The sequence below is a fragment of the Fischerella sp. JS2 genome (assembly GCF_032393985.1).
GTDB lineage: Bacteria > Cyanobacteriota > Cyanobacteriia > Cyanobacteriales > Nostocaceae > Fischerella.
Map to the genome: position 1 here is coordinate 4904957 of NZ_CP135918.1, position 15934 is coordinate 4920890.

Annotated in this window: 12 protein-coding genes, 1 tRNA gene and 1 pseudogene; 9 read left to right on the forward strand and 5 right to left on the reverse strand. The window is 42.5% G+C overall.

Annotation, left to right across the window (positions count from 1 at the left end; translation table 11 throughout):
- Positions 1-148: 148 nt before the first annotated feature.
- Genes RS893_RS20850 through RS893_RS20860 form a run of 3 tightly spaced genes read right to left on the reverse strand, consistent with a single transcriptional unit; the run spans position 149 to position 2796 of the window.
- Entirely contained in the window at positions 149-1765 is a 1617-nt protein-coding gene (locus tag RS893_RS20850; RefSeq protein WP_315792056.1) for a hybrid sensor histidine kinase/response regulator, read from the reverse strand.
- Between the two features lie 52 nt (positions 1766-1817).
- Positions 1818-2423 (reverse strand): chemotaxis protein CheC, encoded by a 606-nt coding sequence (locus tag RS893_RS20855; protein WP_315787524.1) that lies wholly within the window; start codon positions 2421-2423, stop codon positions 1818-1820.
- A 7-nt stretch (positions 2424-2430) separates the two neighbouring features.
- Positions 2431-2796: a response regulator gene (locus tag RS893_RS20860; protein ID WP_315787526.1), complete on the reverse strand. Its 366-nt coding sequence runs from the start codon at positions 2794-2796 to the stop codon at positions 2431-2433.
- Positions 2797-3478: 682 nt separating this feature from the next.
- Here RS893_RS20860 and RS893_RS20865 point away from each other — a divergent pair.
- From RS893_RS20865 to RS893_RS20890, 6 genes are all read left to right on the forward strand, one after another.
- Complete coding sequence (locus RS893_RS20865) at positions 3479-5806, forward strand: chemotaxis protein CheA (protein WP_315787528.1); 2328 nt, start codon at positions 3479-3481, stop codon at positions 5804-5806.
- Between the two features lie 103 nt (positions 5807-5909).
- Positions 5910-6371 (forward strand): chemotaxis protein CheW, encoded by a 462-nt coding sequence (locus tag RS893_RS20870; protein WP_315787530.1) that lies wholly within the window; start codon positions 5910-5912, stop codon positions 6369-6371.
- Positions 6372-6544: 173 nt separating this feature from the next.
- Positions 6545-7849, forward strand: a complete 1305-nt coding sequence (locus tag RS893_RS20875; RefSeq protein WP_315787532.1) for a methyl-accepting chemotaxis protein — start codon at positions 6545-6547, stop codon at positions 7847-7849.
- Positions 7850-7959: 110 nt separating this feature from the next.
- Positions 7960-9015 carry a chemotaxis response regulator protein-glutamate methylesterase gene (locus tag RS893_RS20880; RefSeq protein ID WP_315787533.1) on the forward strand — a complete coding sequence of 352 codons (1056 nt, stop codon included), beginning with the start codon at positions 7960-7962 and terminating at the stop codon, positions 9013-9015.
- 11 nt (positions 9016-9026) lie between these two features.
- Positions 9027-9860, forward strand: coding sequence for a protein-glutamate O-methyltransferase CheR (locus tag RS893_RS20885; RefSeq protein ID WP_315787535.1), 834 nt, complete (start codon positions 9027-9029; stop codon positions 9858-9860).
- Positions 9861-10063: 203 nt separating this feature from the next.
- Positions 10064-10726 (forward strand): cytochrome b N-terminal domain-containing protein, encoded by a 663-nt coding sequence (locus tag RS893_RS20890; protein WP_315787537.1) that lies wholly within the window; start codon positions 10064-10066, stop codon positions 10724-10726.
- Here the strand turns inward: RS893_RS20890 and RS893_RS20895 are convergent.
- Complete coding sequence (locus RS893_RS20895) at positions 10693-12615, reverse strand: cation:proton antiporter (RefSeq protein WP_315787539.1); 1923 nt, start codon at positions 12613-12615, stop codon at positions 10693-10695. The genes RS893_RS20890 and RS893_RS20895 overlap by 34 nt on opposite strands.
- A gap of 361 nt (positions 12616-12976) precedes the next feature.
- Here RS893_RS20895 and RS893_RS20900 point away from each other — a divergent pair.
- The 3 genes and pseudogenes from RS893_RS20900 (at position 12977) to RS893_RS30350 (ending at position 14942) form a co-directional block, all read left to right on the forward strand.
- A tRNA-Glu gene (locus tag RS893_RS20900) sits at positions 12977-13049 on the forward strand.
- A 352-nt stretch (positions 13050-13401) separates the two neighbouring features.
- Positions 13402-14571 (forward strand): annotated as a pseudogene (locus tag RS893_RS20905) (tannase/feruloyl esterase family alpha/beta hydrolase); the annotation flags it as partial.
- A 71-nt stretch (positions 14572-14642) separates the two neighbouring features.
- On the forward strand, positions 14643-14942 hold the full coding sequence (locus tag RS893_RS30350; protein WP_396336376.1) for a tannase/feruloyl esterase family alpha/beta hydrolase: 300 nt from the start codon (positions 14643-14645) through the stop codon (positions 14940-14942).
- A 280-nt stretch (positions 14943-15222) separates the two neighbouring features.
- On the opposite strand, the gene RS893_RS20910 is transcribed toward RS893_RS30350, so the two are convergent.
- Positions 15223-15663, reverse strand: coding sequence for a pyridoxamine 5'-phosphate oxidase family protein (locus RS893_RS20910; RefSeq protein WP_315792057.1), 441 nt, complete (start codon positions 15661-15663; stop codon positions 15223-15225).
- Positions 15664-15934: the final 271 nt, after the last annotated feature.

Consider the following 15934-nt stretch of genomic DNA (forward strand, 5'->3'; position numbering starts at 1 on the left):
TGACAAACGCTTTGATGTTCTCTATGGATGAAACAACGTTCGTAACCACAACTCAATTTCTACTTACAACGTAACAATGTGAGATCGCGCATAGCCTTCCTCAGTGGCGATGATCGCTCTTTACATTTCAAAATTGAAGAATAAAGATTTACTTCTTCACAAGTGCTGCAATTGCAGCAACTAATTTTGCAGGATCAGCAGGTTTAGCGATATGCATTTGAAAGCCAGCAGCAAAAACTTGTCGTTGTGTCGTTTCTGCGGCGTAAGCAGTTAAAGTGATCGCTGGAATTTCTCCGCCTTGATTGCTAGGTAGCGATCGCAGTTTGCGAATTAAAGCGTAGCCATCAAATTCTGGCATACCCAAATCACTTAATAGCAAATCTGGCTTTGATTGAGCGATCGCAGCAAGTGCTTCATTCGCTGAGGTTGCGATCGTCACAGTTGCTCCCTGTTCTTCTAATAAAAAGGCCAGAAACTCGCGTGTATCTGCATCATCATCCACGACTAACAACTGTATACCTTCGAGCCGCACAGGGAGCATTGAGAATGGATAAGAAGCCTCATATGCTTTGTAATCTGCACTTATTAATTTTTGACTCTGTTGTAGCACTGGTAAACTAACCGTAAATGTTGCACCTTGTCCATCTCCTGGACTTTCTGCCCAAACTCTACCACCGTGCAACTCGACAAGCTGACGTACGATTGCCAAACCAAGTCCTAGTCCACCTGAACTGCGGGTGATGCTACTATCTGCCTGACGAAAGTACTCAAATACATAGGGCAAAAAGTCAAGACTAATACCCTGTCCTGTATCCTGAACTCGAATATATACGTGAGAATCAATTTGTTCTAAATAGACTTCAACTTTTCCGCCTGTTGGGGTAAATTTGACTGCATTAGAGAGCAGATTCCAAATCACTTGTTGCAGACGTCCACTATCACCTTTTACCCGTCCAATCTTCTTACCTAAATTCAGACTAATTTGAATTGATTTAGCTTCGGCTGCTAATTGCACTGTCTCTAAAGCAGCTTCAATAATAGCAGCAAGATTAACAGTTTCTAAATTCAGTGCTAACTTACCTCGAAGAATGCGCGAGATATCCAATAAATCATCAATTAATTGCACCTGTAGTTCCGCATTCCGTTCGATAGTTTCCACAGCCCGAACTTTAGCAACTTCGTTCAATGAGCCTTTTTTCAAAAGTTTTGCCCAACCCAAAATAGGATGAAGCGGAGAACGCAATTCATGAGAAACAATAGCGAGAAATTCATCTTTAACACGGTTCGCTTTTTCAGCTGCTTCTTTTGCTTGTTGACGTTCTTCCGCTATTGCTAAAGCCTGATCTCGCAAGTTTTTATATTCTTGAACTCTAAACGTTAAATCAGTGACATCTTGAATTGAAAAAAGAGCATAAAATCCATCTCCATCTAATGCAGGAACAGCAGTTACTGTTGTATGTTGAATGCAGTATCTATCCTGTGGTAGCGGTACAGGAATCACATATTTATGCAATTGCGAAGAAAAGATTGTAGGAGGACCTCCTTCAAAAATTTGGTGCAGACGGTTAGCATAGCGAGGATGATTTAGATGAGGAAAATATTCATAAATAGAGTTTCCTAAAATCTTACTTCTGGAAATTTTCGTCCATTCCTCTAAACAGCAATTCCAGAATAAAACGGTGCAATCTGAATGCAGAACAAAAGCTCCTAAAGGAATTCTATCTAAAAGGCTAAATTTTTCCTGAGCTTGTTCTATTTTGTTCATCATTGCATCAAACCGTTTTTAATATTTTTATGCACTAAAATAATTCTCCGCATCAGGTGACGCTAATCTCTTTATTAATTGCATTGAGTAGCGCATCGAATGTACTTACCTCAAAGATTAAAATAATGTCTCCGATAATTTCTAATTTTTCAATAGCAAACCTTGCTTGAGCAAGTATAATATTGGAGTCACTTACACGGGTAGGTAATAGTAAATTTTCAATAGTATCTTCTAAATAAACAGGTAATGTGTAATTCATGTGTTGTTTAAGCACATTGCTGATCGAACCCATGACTCCATTAATCACAATATTACCTATCTCGCTCAAAGTGCCTATTTTTACTGCATCTAGATCAGCTGAACCTGGTTCTTCACCAGTTAAAATGGCAACCAATGTAGATGCACTCTCTGTAGGAAAAATCAAACCAGCAGTACCATAAAAAGATCCTGTAAAACTAAGCCTGACAGTCGCTAAACTGTCATCCTGAAATCGTGTTGCTAATTCGTGATAGGTATCCGCAGCAGTTAATACTTTTACAAATGGAATTTCCAAATGAATGTGAGAATCAAGCATTTCATTGAGTAAACTTGCTGCTTGACCAACTCCAATATTAATCAATTCTTGTAACGCATCTAGTTGATCTGCTGTCACATTCATGGGAACTTCATTCCTTATTATGAAGAACTTGTTGAACCGCCTCTCGCAGTTCATGTTCTTTTGGTGGTTTATTGATAAAGTTAACTGCTCCCAAATTATAACTTTTATTGCGTGATCCTTCCTGGATATCGGCAGAAATGATAATAGTAGGAACTTTCAATCCTTCATTTTGTAAAGCCTGGAGGAATTCAAAGCCATTCATATCTGGCATTAAAAGATCCGCTAACACGCAATTCGGTTTATGATTGTGAACTATTTCTAATCCCTCGCGTCCATTGGTTGCTTCTAGAATTTCATAGCCGTCTGCTTGCAGAAATTTGCGAATCATTCTGCGAGAAAAAGCTGCATCATCAATAATTAGAATTAACGCCATCAGCTTTACCCTTTTGATGTTTTACTCATACTCAATTAATTTTATGTTGATAATACTATGACTAATATAAAGTTCAGATGATTACTTATAATTTCCATTTAACTTCACTGCCATCACTTCTGATTGGTAAGGAGAAGAGTACGGCAGGCAGAGTGAGATTTTTTATTATAAGTAATTAACTAATCTCGATATAAATGAAGTATAAAATTAATATGTTAAAATCTGGATTCTTAATTTAAATAAAATCTAAATTTATAGTTATATGAAATAATAAAAAGATTTATAAATTCAATGATGCTAAAATTAAAATGCCTATGTATCGGGAGATTTGTTGAAATTAATCTTTTTTCTGCACTTTAATTAGGTGTGAGACACGGGAAGCCTCAACATTCTCTTCAATTTATCATTTCAAGTAAATTCAATCTTTTCAGGATTAAGTTATACATACATCTCTCTAAAAAGGTACATTGGTTGATCGTGAAACGCAGAGGGACGCGGAGGAAAGCGCGGAGGTTCGCAGAGTTTTTCTGCTTAGACTTCGCTACGAATATGTGAAATGTTGTAGTAAATAGCATAAAAATTTAGGTTTTCTCTGAATTCTGTGTTAAGAGTTCCCTATTCCTTGTTTTCAAATCAGGTTACTATTAACACAAAACATGAAAAATTCAAGTATATCAACCAAATGGAGTTAGCAGAAATTGACGATGACATAGAGGCTTTTTTAGTTGAGAGCTATGAAAATCTGGATCAAATTGAACGAAATATTATCGATTTAGAAAAAGCATCTCCTGATGGAGAAGCGCTAGTTCGTATTTATCGCTCACTCCACACGTTAAAAGGAAACTGTGGCTTTCTACCGTTTCCGAAATTAGAAGCGCTTGCACATGCAGGGGAAAGTTTGCTTTCATCTGTGCGCGATGCAGCAAAGCAGCAGCCTGGCGGCGATCGCAATTTAGTACTCACTCCTCAAATTATTAATATCTTACTGCAAACAGTTGACAGCATCCGACAGATTCTATCTCAAATTAAAAACACTAGGCATGAGGGGGACAACGATTATTCTGCACTCATCAAGGCTTTGACGGAATTACAACAGACTAAACCCACATCTCATCTGGCTGGGAATACTCAAGTGCAACAGCCTAGTGAACCTGTGCAATTGCTTCAGAGTAGCCACACTGACGAGGCGCTACCCAATACAAATCAAATAAACACTTTTTCCTCCCTTACACCCCCACATCCTTATATCCCTACACCCATTTTTCTCGACGGTGAACTTCCAGATGTTTCCACTTTCACTGCATCAGAATCTTCCTATATCCGAGTTAATGTTGATTTGCTTGATCAGCTGATGAATTTGGTGGGTGAACTCGTTTTAACCCGTAACCAGATGATCGGCTTGAGTAACAAGTTTCAAGATACTAGCTTGGCTGCAACTTGTCAGCGTCTTAACTTGATTACAAGTGAGTTGCAGGAAGGAGTGATGAAAACTCGTCTGCAACCAATTAGTACTATCTGGCAAAAATTCCCTCGCGTGATTCGTGATTTAGCGATCGCACTCGGTAAACAAGTCCAAGTAGAAATGCAAGGGGCAGATACGGAACTGGATAAAAGTATTATTGAAACAATTAAAGACCCGTTAATTCATTTAGTCCGCAACTGCATCGATCATGGTATTGAATTACCAACACAGCGAGTAGCTAATGGAAAATCAAGCATCGGATGCTTATTTCTCAAAGCTTTTTATGAAGGTAGTAAAGTCAATATTGAAATTGGTGATGATGGTCGTGGTCTTGATCCAGAACAACTCAAAGAGCGATCGCAGCAACTAGGTTTAGTCAGCGCTGTACAGGCGGCGACGCTGACTGAGTCGGAAGCTATGAACTTAATTTTTTTACCTAGCTTCTCAACCACTGAACAGGTTAATAACCTTTCAGGACGAGGGTTTGGGATGGATATTGTCAAAAGCAATATCGAGAAACTGAACGGTAGTATTGAAATTTACAGCCAGCCGGGACAGGGAACAACATTTAAAATTAAAATGCCCTTGACTTTGACAATTATCCCAGCATTAATTGTCAGCAGTGGAGGCGATCGCTATGGCATTCCCCAAGTAAATTTACAAGAACTAGTGCGTTTAGAAGGAGAGCAAGCACTAAATAGTATTGAGACATTTTACGATGTACCAGTGTATCGCTTGCGCGGTAATCTCGTGCCATTGGTTTACTTAAATCAAGTTTTGCAACTTCCAGATAACATCAGCAACGTAGAAACACTGAGTTTGGTCATTGTCCAAGCTGATAACTATCAATTTGGATTAGTTGTAGACACGATTGAAGACATTCAAGACATTGTTGTTAAATCTCTAGGAAAGCAGTTGCAAGCGCTATCCCTATTTGCAGGAGCCACTATTTTAGGAGATGGCACAGTAGCGTTGATTATTGATGCGATCGCTTTAGCAAATCAAGCTGGTGTGAGTGCAAAACAAAAACAGCTACTATCGAGTGCAACAATTAGAAATAACCAAGAGCAAGTAAGCGATCGCCAAATGGTTTTGTTGTTTGAGGGTCCCCAAGGCGCACGCATGGGAATTCCCCTGACAATCGCCTTACGGCTCGAAGAAATTCCCCCTTCTACTATAGAAAAAGTAGGTAATCAGTACGTAGTCCGCTCTTACGGTGAAATTTTGCCATTAATTGATTTACAAAATATTTTTGGCGATCGCCATCAAAATCATCTCAATGATCAAGCTTTAGCAACGCTAAGCGATCCACTCCCAATTGTGATTGTCTCCCCTTCCCCACAACTGAGTGTCGGTTTAGTAGTTGAGTGCATTCTCGACATTGTAGAAGAACCACTGACAATTAATGGTACCCCCAGTAGACCAGGCGTTCTTTTGTATACAGTTATTCAAAATCAAATCACTGAAATTCTTGACATAGAAGCCGTGATTCACATTGCTAACCCCCACTTGCTGCAAGCCACTAAAGAAGACGCGGTGACACGGTGACACAGAGAGGGGAAGACGCGTGAAGCAGTGAAATAATCATAATTCTATCCGCTTCCCCCTTGTCCCCCGTGTCCCCCGTGTCCTCCCCACCTCTTCAAAAACAATGACTCAACCTCAACAACAATTGTGTACCTTTTTTCTCAACGAAATTTTCTTTGGTATTGATGTACAGCATGTTCAAGAAGTAATTCGTCCCCAAGTTATGACTCGTGTACCTTTAGCACCAGCAGATATTTGTGGATTAATTAACCTGCGGGGACAAATTATCACTGTCATCGATTTGCAGCTGCGATTAGATATGGGTGAATCAGCAGTGCGATCAACAACTCACCTGGAAGATGAAGCCCAGGGGTTTAATATCATTGTATGTTCTGATTATGAAGTAGCTAGTTTACTCGTTGATCAGGTCGGGGATGTATTGGAGTTTACAGAGAACACCTTTGTGCCCCCACCCGCAACGTTAAAAGGTAAAATGCGTCAAATGCTAGCAGGAGCCTATCCCCTTGCAGAAGGTTTTCTGTTAGTTCTAGACACCGAAAAAATTCTAGAGACTTTAAATCAGTGAACAGTTAACAGTTAACAGTGACCAGTTTAATTTGATAACTGATAACTATACAGACGCGATTCATCGCATCTCTAACTGATCACTGTACAGACCGATTCATCGCATCTCTAACTGATAATTGTACAGACACGATTCATCGCGTCTCTAACTGATAATTTAGGAGTGCTTGGCAAATGGCTACAAGTCGATCTGGGAAAACAGCCAATTCTAAATCTTCCTCGGTCAACAGTGCAGATTCGACCGAAACCAATCAAACTACAACAGATGTGCAATTGCAGCCGTTACTAAAAGCATTAAAAGCAGCCAAAAATGGCGATTTTACTGTTCGTTTACCAGTCGAGAACAATGGTTTGGGGGAAATTGCCTCAGTTTTTAATGAATGGGTGAGTTTGAACCAAAATGTTACTAAAGAAGTTGCTCGCCTGGCATCTGAAATTGGTACGGAGGGAAAACTCGGTTCTCAAGCAGTTGTTAAAGGTGCTAAGGGTTCTTGGCAAGAATTACTCGACAACTTAAACCAAATGTCTGCAAATCTCACAGAGCAGATCAAAAGTATAAATGATGTCACCCTTGCTGTTGCTCAAGGAAACTTGTCTCAGCGCATCGAAGCAGCCAATGCTGGAGAGTTTCAACAGCTTAGTGATAACGCCAATCAGATGATTCACAACTTAAGGTCATCAATCCGCCAAATGGCAGATGTAGCGACAGCAGTTGCATCTTCTGCTGAAGAACTGACTGCTGTTAGTAAGGAAATGACAGAAAATGCCAAACAAACCGCAGAACAAGCCACTTCTGCATCCGCCTCAGCAGAACAAGTCAGTCAGAATACCACTACAGTTGTAACTGCGGTGGAAGAAATGAATGCTAGCATTCGAGAAATAGCTAAAACTGTCGCGGAAGGTGCAAAGGTGGCAAATGAAGCCGCTAAAACTGCTGATCGCACCAACGAAACCATAGACAAACTCGGTCAAAGTAGCGTTGAAATTGGCAAAGTCATAAAAGTCATTACCTCGATCGCAGGACAAACAAATTTACTCGCACTCAATGCCACAATTGAAGCAGCAAGAGCTGGGGATGCAGGAAGAGGATTTGCTGTAGTTGCTAACGAAGTCAAAGAATTAGCCAAGCAAACGGCAAATGCTACTGAGGATATTAGCCAGCGAATAGAAGCTATTCAGACCGATACTAAAGGTGCGGTTGCTGCTATTACTCAGATTACTGAAATTATCAACCGAATTAATGATCTACAAACTGTGATCGCCAGTGCAGTTGAGGAGCAAACAGCAACCACTAATGAAATCGCTCGCAATATAGCTGAAGCAGCCAAAGGAACCTCGGATATTGCCAAAAATATTGGGATTGTAGCGCTCAATGCTCAAAGTACAACAATTGGAGCCAGTAACACATCTGAAGCAGCTACAGAACTAGCTCGGATGGCAGTAGATTTACAGAAAGTCGTCAACAATTTTAAGTATTAATTTCAGTCAACAGTGAACAGTAAAGATAATAAAAATTACCTGAAAACTAATGTACAGACGAGATGTTCCTCGCGTCTCTACTAACTAATAACTGATAACTGATAACTCTTATGCCAAAAATTCGGGTGCTGGTTGTAGATGACGCAGTGGTAGTTCGTAGTCGAGTTAGTAAAATTTTGTCCAGCGATCCAGAGTTAGAAGTTGTAGGGGTTGCTGCCAATGGTCGCATTGCTCTTGCTAAGATTCCTCATGTAAATCCCGATGTTGTGATTTTAGATGTCGAAATGCCGGAGATGAACGGTTTAGAAACCCTAGCTGCGATTCGACAAACTTATCCCCAACTGTCGGTGATTATGTTCAGCACCTCCACGTATACCGGAGCAAGTGCAACACTTGAAGCTCTATCTTTAGGTGCTTCAGATTATGCAACCAAACCCAGTAATTTAGGGAATGTGGAGGCAATCAACCAACATATCCGCGAGGACTTGATTCCCAAAATCAAGGTATTTGGTGCAGTAACTAGTCCTTCTTTCAAGCCAACCAAAATCGCTCATGCAGTTGCTTTTCCTACCCGTACGAATATAAATCGGGTGGATGTTGTAGCAATTGGAGTTTCTACTGGAGGACCTAATGCTCTGGCCACACTACTTTGTGAGCTTCCAGCCAATTTATCGGTTCCGATCCTGATTGTGCAACATATGCCTCCGATGTTTACAAAACTATTAGCTGAAAGATTATCCTCTAAGTGTCAAATCCCAGTTCAAGAAGCTGTTTCTGGAGTCATAGTAGAACCAGGACACATCTGGATTGCACCAGGAGATTTTCACATGATCGTGCAACGTGACAAAGCTGTGGTTCGATTGGCTACACATCAGCAATCCCCGGAAAATTCCTGTCGCCCTTCAGTTGATGTCCTCTTTCGTTCGGTTGCACAAGTGTATGGTGCTGGGACACTCGCAGTTATACTTACAGGCATGGGACAAGATGGGTTGTATGGCTGTCAATGTATCCGTGAAGTCGGTGGACAAGTGCTAGCACAAGACGAAGCTAGTAGTGTGGTTTGGGGAATGCCTGGTTTCGTGGTGAATGCTGGACTTGCTGATCAAGTTGTGGGACTTGATCGCATGGCAGATGAGATCATCCGACGAATTCTTTTGGATCAGTAATGCAGCAGATTATGGGTATAAGCACTACTGATTTTGATTATCTGCGTCAATTAGTTCATCGTCATTCCGCAGTTGTCTTGGATGCTGATAAAAGCTACTTGGCAGAATTGCATTTACAGCCAATTGCCGAATCAGCAGGATTTGCTGGAATCGCTAATTTGGTAAGTTACCTACGAAGTCAACCGTTCAACAATCTGCACATTCAAACGGTTGAGGCACTAGTCACCAATGAAACCTCATTTTTCCGTGATGTCTATCCCTTTGAAGCACTCAAACAATTTGTGCTACCAGAATTGCTCAAAAAACGGGCAATTGAGCGATCGCTAAATATTTGGTGCGCTGCTTGCTCTCATGGACAGGAACCTTACAGTATTGCTATGCTGCTGCACGCCCATTTTCCCATGCTTGTCAATTGGTCAGTAAGGCTGATTGCTAGCGATTTTTCCAGCAAGGTATTAGCGCGGGCCCGTCAGGGGCGTTATAACCAACTGGAAATTAAGCGTGGGTTGCCTAAAAATTTCTGTGAACAGTACTTTCAAAAGCTAGATAGTGAGTGGCAAATTCACGAAGAAATTCGCCAAATGGTTGAGTTTCGCCAGATAAATATCGTGCAACCTTGGTCATCCCTGCCCCAAATCGACGTTATTTTTTTACGCAATGTTTTAATCTACTTTGATATATCAACCAAAAAAAACTTGCTGAATAAAGTTAAGCAACAATTAAGACCTGATGGTTACTTGTTTCTAGGTAGTGGCGAAACAACTATCAATCTGGATAAATCATTTGAGCGAGTTCAATTAGATAAAAGTATGTGCTATCGATTGCATGATCCTGAGACGAGGTAGAGGGGAGATGGGGAACTCACCGGCCCCTGGTGGGGATTAGGGGCAGTGGGGAGTGTCAGGAGAATAATTTATAGTCACCAATTCTTCCCTTTTCCTCTTGTTCTCTCGCTTAGATTGTGAATTGGTGATTATACTTTCTTAATATTTCTTAGATAAAATTGTTATAAAAGTACATTATTGGCTAATAAAAGGAGCGGTGAGTTATGGAAAGCACCGAGTTTAATAGGATTATGCGGCGCATAGCCACTGTATTATCTGTCGTTATTATTACCCTATCTTTGGTTGCAGCTTCTACTGGTATCTTGTTGTCTTTTTACTATGAACCAGCAGCAGGTAGGGCTTATCAGTCGTTGAAATTGATTACAGAGCAAGTGCAATATGGCTGGTTGTTCCGCAAAGCCCACAATTTAGCTGGTAATGGAGTGATTGCGATCGCACTTGTGCAAATCGTGGTGTTATTTTTGGGCAGACAATTTCGCAAGAGTTGGTTATCAGCCTGGATCAGTGCGATTTTCTTCACTCTCGTTGCCATTGGGTTAAGTTGGACAGCAATGATTTTAAGCTGGGATCAAGAAGGATTCTGGCGTTTTAGTATTGAGTTAGGAACCATTGAAGCGATTCCTTTGATTGGTTCGCAGCTACGCGAAATCCTGACTGGTGGTGCAATTAGTACGCTAACTATCCAAAGACTTTACACCATACACAGTTATATTCTTTCAATTGCTGCCATCATCATTTCTGGCGTGCATTTATTCAGCGTATTGTGGCAAGAAAAACAAATGAAAGCTCAGCTTCTCAACTCTGAAGGTGCTAGCTTGCCACCAAGTCAGATTCAAGGTGCAGGAGCATCACTGGCAGAAAGTTGAGATAATTTAGCGATCGGGATTTCCTCAACCTCTGGTAATTTTTCTAGAGAGAGGCGATTTGAGTCTCTACCACCCGATAAGCGTTTTAAAAGCTTCGGTCTGGGATCGTGCAATAGGTAGATGATGCGATCGCCACTTTGCCAAGCTTCACCCGCAGGCATGATCTGCAATTTCTCATCCCGTTCTAAAAAGAGTGGTACTAACTCGCCAGTCCGGATTAATGCCTGCAACTGAACCTTTTGTAATGAAAAACCAGGTTCTTTGAGTGTTGTTATCCCTAGCTTCACTTGCTCATCGTTGAGATATTGATTCCAGGTTTTAATTTGCAGGTCTGAAATGAAAGCCTGGCTGACTTTAGTATTATTTGTACCATTAGTGGCTTGGGGATCACGGGGGAAAACTGCTAAGACGCGAGGTGGGTTAAACTCTTCTGCGGCTCGTTGTGCCAAAACAAAATTCACCTCGCCATTTTTGGTCATCGCCAAAAAAGTCCCCACTGAAGCCAATCCTGCTTCTTCTAAAACATTGGCATCCAAAGCGCTGCTGGTTAACACTCGCAAATTTTCGGCTTGGGCTTGTTTACTAGCTTCAGGATCAGTGTCGATCATCACAACTGCTTCCCCCCGTTCTTGCAGCAGGCGAGCAACTAAAATACTTAGAGGATTGCAACCAACAATTACCGCCCCTGTCGCTTCTTTGGAGGTAATTTCCAGCCACCTAGCAATCCAGCCAGCCGTTAGTCCCTGACAGAAAACTGTCATGATGATTGTCAAGAAGACAAGGGCTTTAATGGCATCACCACCGTTAATGCCGTGTTGGGTCAACAAAATTGCAAATAAAGAAGCTACAGAAGCAGAAACAATCCCTCTGGGAGCAACCCAGCTAAGAAACAATTTTTGTCGCCAGTTCAAGTCACTGTTCCAAGTACAACAGAGAATATTGATTGGACGCACAAGAAACATTAACGCCAAAACAGTAAATAAACTGCCCCAACCTAGTGCAAACAAACTGTCAATAGATAAATCAGCAGCCAGTAAGATAAATAAGACTGAAACGCACAAAATCGTCAACTGACCTTTAAAGTGTCGCAGTAGTCGTTCTTCTGGGACTGAAGCAGTTCCAAATATCACACCAGCGACTACAGTCGCCATCAATCCTGATTCACTGCGAAGCATTTGTGCTAATGCAAATAAGCCCCAGGAACCAGCCAAGACTACTAGGTTCTTGACCTCAAAAGAGAGAAAATTGGCATATTTGCAAATTAACGCCATCAACCAGCCGCCTACTGCCCCAATTATGCCACCAAGACCTAGCCGCATAAGCAAGCTGCTGATAGCACCAAAGGGATCGGCGTTATCATTTAAGATCGTGTTCAGCACCACAACAGCTAGAATAGCTCCAACAGGGTCAATTAACACTCCTTCACCCTCTAACAATGTGGCAACTTGTCGTTCCACATTAATTTGTTTGAGCAGAGGACTAATTACCGTCGGGCCTGTAACCACTACTAGAGAGGCGAATAGCAAAGCGATCGGCCAAGGAAATTCACCTAGCCAATGAGCCGCCATACTCCCACCAAGTAACGTGATTAAAGTTCCTAAAGTTACGAGTAATTGCAAACTTGTAGAAACTTTGTTTAACTCTCGCAATTCTAGGTTTAGTCCGCCTTCAAACAAAATTATTGCTGTTCCCAAAGCAACAATAACTTCTAATCCAGTGCCTAACAAATGAGGATGCAACAGGCCAAATCCGTCAGAGCCAAGCAGAATACCAAACAGCAATAAAAATACTATACTGGGTACTCGCAGGTACGCAGCTACTACCTGAGCGCTTATGCCGGCAACGACGGCAATAACCATCTGCAAGGTGATTTCAAAAGATGCTTCCATGTTGTAGATTTTGAGCTATGTTTTTCAAAATCTCTTGTAAAGAATTGTAAAGACTCTATTTACCTGATGCAATATCACAACTTGAATACTCTTTACTAAGCAGAAAAGTTTTTATACTTAGTTACCTATGATACACTTGCTCCGGAGGATTGGTAAAGTGGTAACGACCCTAATGCTTGATTTATCAGCTTTTCAGTGCCATTTTTACCTCCTAAAGTGCATTTTTTAACCCTTGGCAATGAATCACTTTTGCTTCCACCCAGTTTAACCTGCTGCAATTTAAAATTTTGCTATCAAATTATTCATTTAAACTGTTGACATCAAAAGTAAAAGCCGTTAGATTAATAAAAGTGTGACCCGCGCCCCCATCGTCTAGAGGCCTAGGACACCTCCCTTTCACGGAGGTAACGGGGATTCGAATTCCCCTGGGGGTATCTAAAGTTGATACGATAAAAATACTCCACGGCTATGCTAAACAGCTTGTGGAGTGTTTTTTTACTATTCCGTTCGCCTGTTTCTACAGGCTGCGACTAAATCAAAAAACTTGTCTCACACGACACTAAGCTTTCTGATCGCATTCGTGTTCCGCTGTCGCTTGGTGAGAGCTTCAGTTGTGAGTAATAAGCATCTGAACTGATTTTTGCGCTTTCCAGATGCGGAATAATGGGAATTTAGACTGCAAACAATCAGAGGAGATTTATTGTCAGATGTCAAAGACTGCAATCATTGTTCCGAGATAGCTCGCTCGTTCTGTGCTTCTTGCTCATCGCCCTTTTATTTTCAGACTTGCTGTTAAGCTCTAAGGCAAGATTATCCCAGACTTGTGCGATCGCACAAGTCCCGATACAATCCACGCCATCTAATCCCTGTAGCGTTTTAACTCAGAGAGATTTTGCAGCTATTCCCGATGCGCCCACCGCAATCCTTTCTACTCAAGTCGTTCCTGCTACCGCTCAAACTCCTGAATACTGCGATGTCAAAGGGTACGTGACACCCCAGATTCAATTTGAGGTGCAGTTGCCTACCCAAAATTGGAATCGTCGCTACCTTCAAGTTGGCTGTGGTGGATATTGTGGCAGTTTGAGAGCTTCACCTGAATCTATTGCTGCACTTAATCAAAACTTTGCAGTTGCGTTCGACAATACCGGACACGTTGGCGGCGGCATAGGCGCAGCGAGCGCACTCTGGGGACTGGATCAACCCCAACTGCGGGCTGACTTCGGCTATCGCTCAGAGCATGTTACATTGCTTGGCATCATTGCTGGCGCACCCGCTGTCATCCAAGCACCACTCAATGGAGAATACGAAACGTGGAATGGGCGCGCGAACCAAGATTCGCAAGGAAATCCCATTCTGCCCGTTGATAAACTCGCGCTGATTCATAAGGCTGCGATCGCGGATTGTGACGGTAAAGATGGTCTAGTCGATGGACAAATCACCGATCCAAGAGTCTGTACTTTTAAGCCCCAATCGCTTCGTTGTCCTGATCATCGCGCTACTGCAAGCTGTTTAACAACGGCTCAGATTGCAGTCGTCAATAAACTTTATCAGGGTGCTGTAGATCGTCAGGGCAAGCTCCTTTATCCAGGTAGCCAAACGATTGGGTCAGAACTTGGGTGGGCAGGTGCGAGCATCGGCACAACTAGAATGCCGCCAATGGCAGCGGAGATCTCCAACAGCTATCTGAAATATCTCGCCTTTCCCAAGAGTCCCCCTGCATCGTTTTCCTACAAAGACTGGCAATTTACAGCTCTTGGCTTTGAGCGACTGCGTCCTCTGGGCAAAGTGTACAATGCGACCAACCCTAACCTCAAAGCGTTTCGCGATCGCGGTGGAAAACTGATTCTCTATCATGGGTGGGCTGATCCAGCAATTCCCCCTCAAGGCACGCTCGCTTACTATCAGGCAGTTCAAGACACAATGGGTGGTCTTGCCAAGGTGCAATCGTTTGCCAGATTATTTATGCTGCCTGGAGTGTATCACTGTCTGGAGTGTATCACTGTCAAGGTGGAACGGGTCCGAGCCGCGTGGATTGGCTCACACCGATCGTGGCATGGGTTGAACAAGGTAAGCCACCTACCAAAGTCATTGCATCCCAAACGGCTAATAACTCAGCAAGCGGTGGTTTTAGTAATCCAACCCAAGGATCAACAAGCAGCAATGCAAACATTGTCAGAACAAGACCGATATTTCCTTACCCGATGCAAGCTAGGTATAACGGCACCTTAAGCATTGACGATGCTGCAAACTTTGTGGGAGTAATGCCTTCCCAAACCCCCAACGATCATATTGATTGGATTGGAAATGATTTATTTCAACCTCAGTAATCTTAGAAAGTTTTAACGTGATGGTGAGAGCGATCGCAACCAACAGGCTGGTTCAAGAAACACTTACGATAGATTTACGGAAAACAAGCCTTCTGAATTGATTGAGTTGCGGTGTACTTTAACCCAGTTGAATGATGCTGTCACACAAATTGCACGCAGTGGTAATTTGGAGCAAGTAAATCGAGTACGCGATCTGCTTGTTCAGATAAAGCATGAAATTTACAAGTTTCATGCAGAGCAGTAAGTTTCACGCATAATGCCTTATCAGACTCTTGAAGGGCTATTTGCTTGTCCCACCGTGCAAATACCGCTTGCGGTTCGTGCAGAGAGAAAGTTTCTCCAGACAAGACATCAGCATACGTAGCAAAAGATGGCGAATACTTTCGATTTGAGCCTCGAAGAAGGTTAGGGGCACGCCTTCGACCTCCTGATTAATCTGTTGCACTCGCATCCGCATCTCGCACACGCCCTTCTCAAATGGAATGACCATCGTCAGCCGCCCATCTCGCAGCAAGTTCGCTGTTGTGCTAGCTCTCGCAGAGATCGCGAATCGAATTTTTGCATTGGGTAAAGCCAGAACTTCACCCACGCTCAAGAGCGATGAATGAGGCCAGCCCTCTTCGTTCACGGTGGAGAGGCGGATTGCATTCATCGGTTTAGAAGGAAGGTTGTTGCCATCTAAAAAGGAGCGGATGGCGCTGGGTATCTCCTTGGGGTCGATGGGTTTGGGAGGAACATAAACTTGGTGCGCTTCGTTTCGCTGGGCCTATCCGGGTTGGTCGCATTACGGTTCCACCTGCACCCATGTATCGGTATACCCCAGCAAGTTCTGCTTTGGGATCGACAGGATGATCCGTTTCAATGTATTGCCCTTTGAATTTCTTGATATGTTTGATCGCAGAGCGCAGATCGTTGATACTCGGGACATTCCACCCAAGCGGATGGTCTGCTTTGGCTTGCTCGTTATCGTTCGACATGAGAAATCTTTCTGT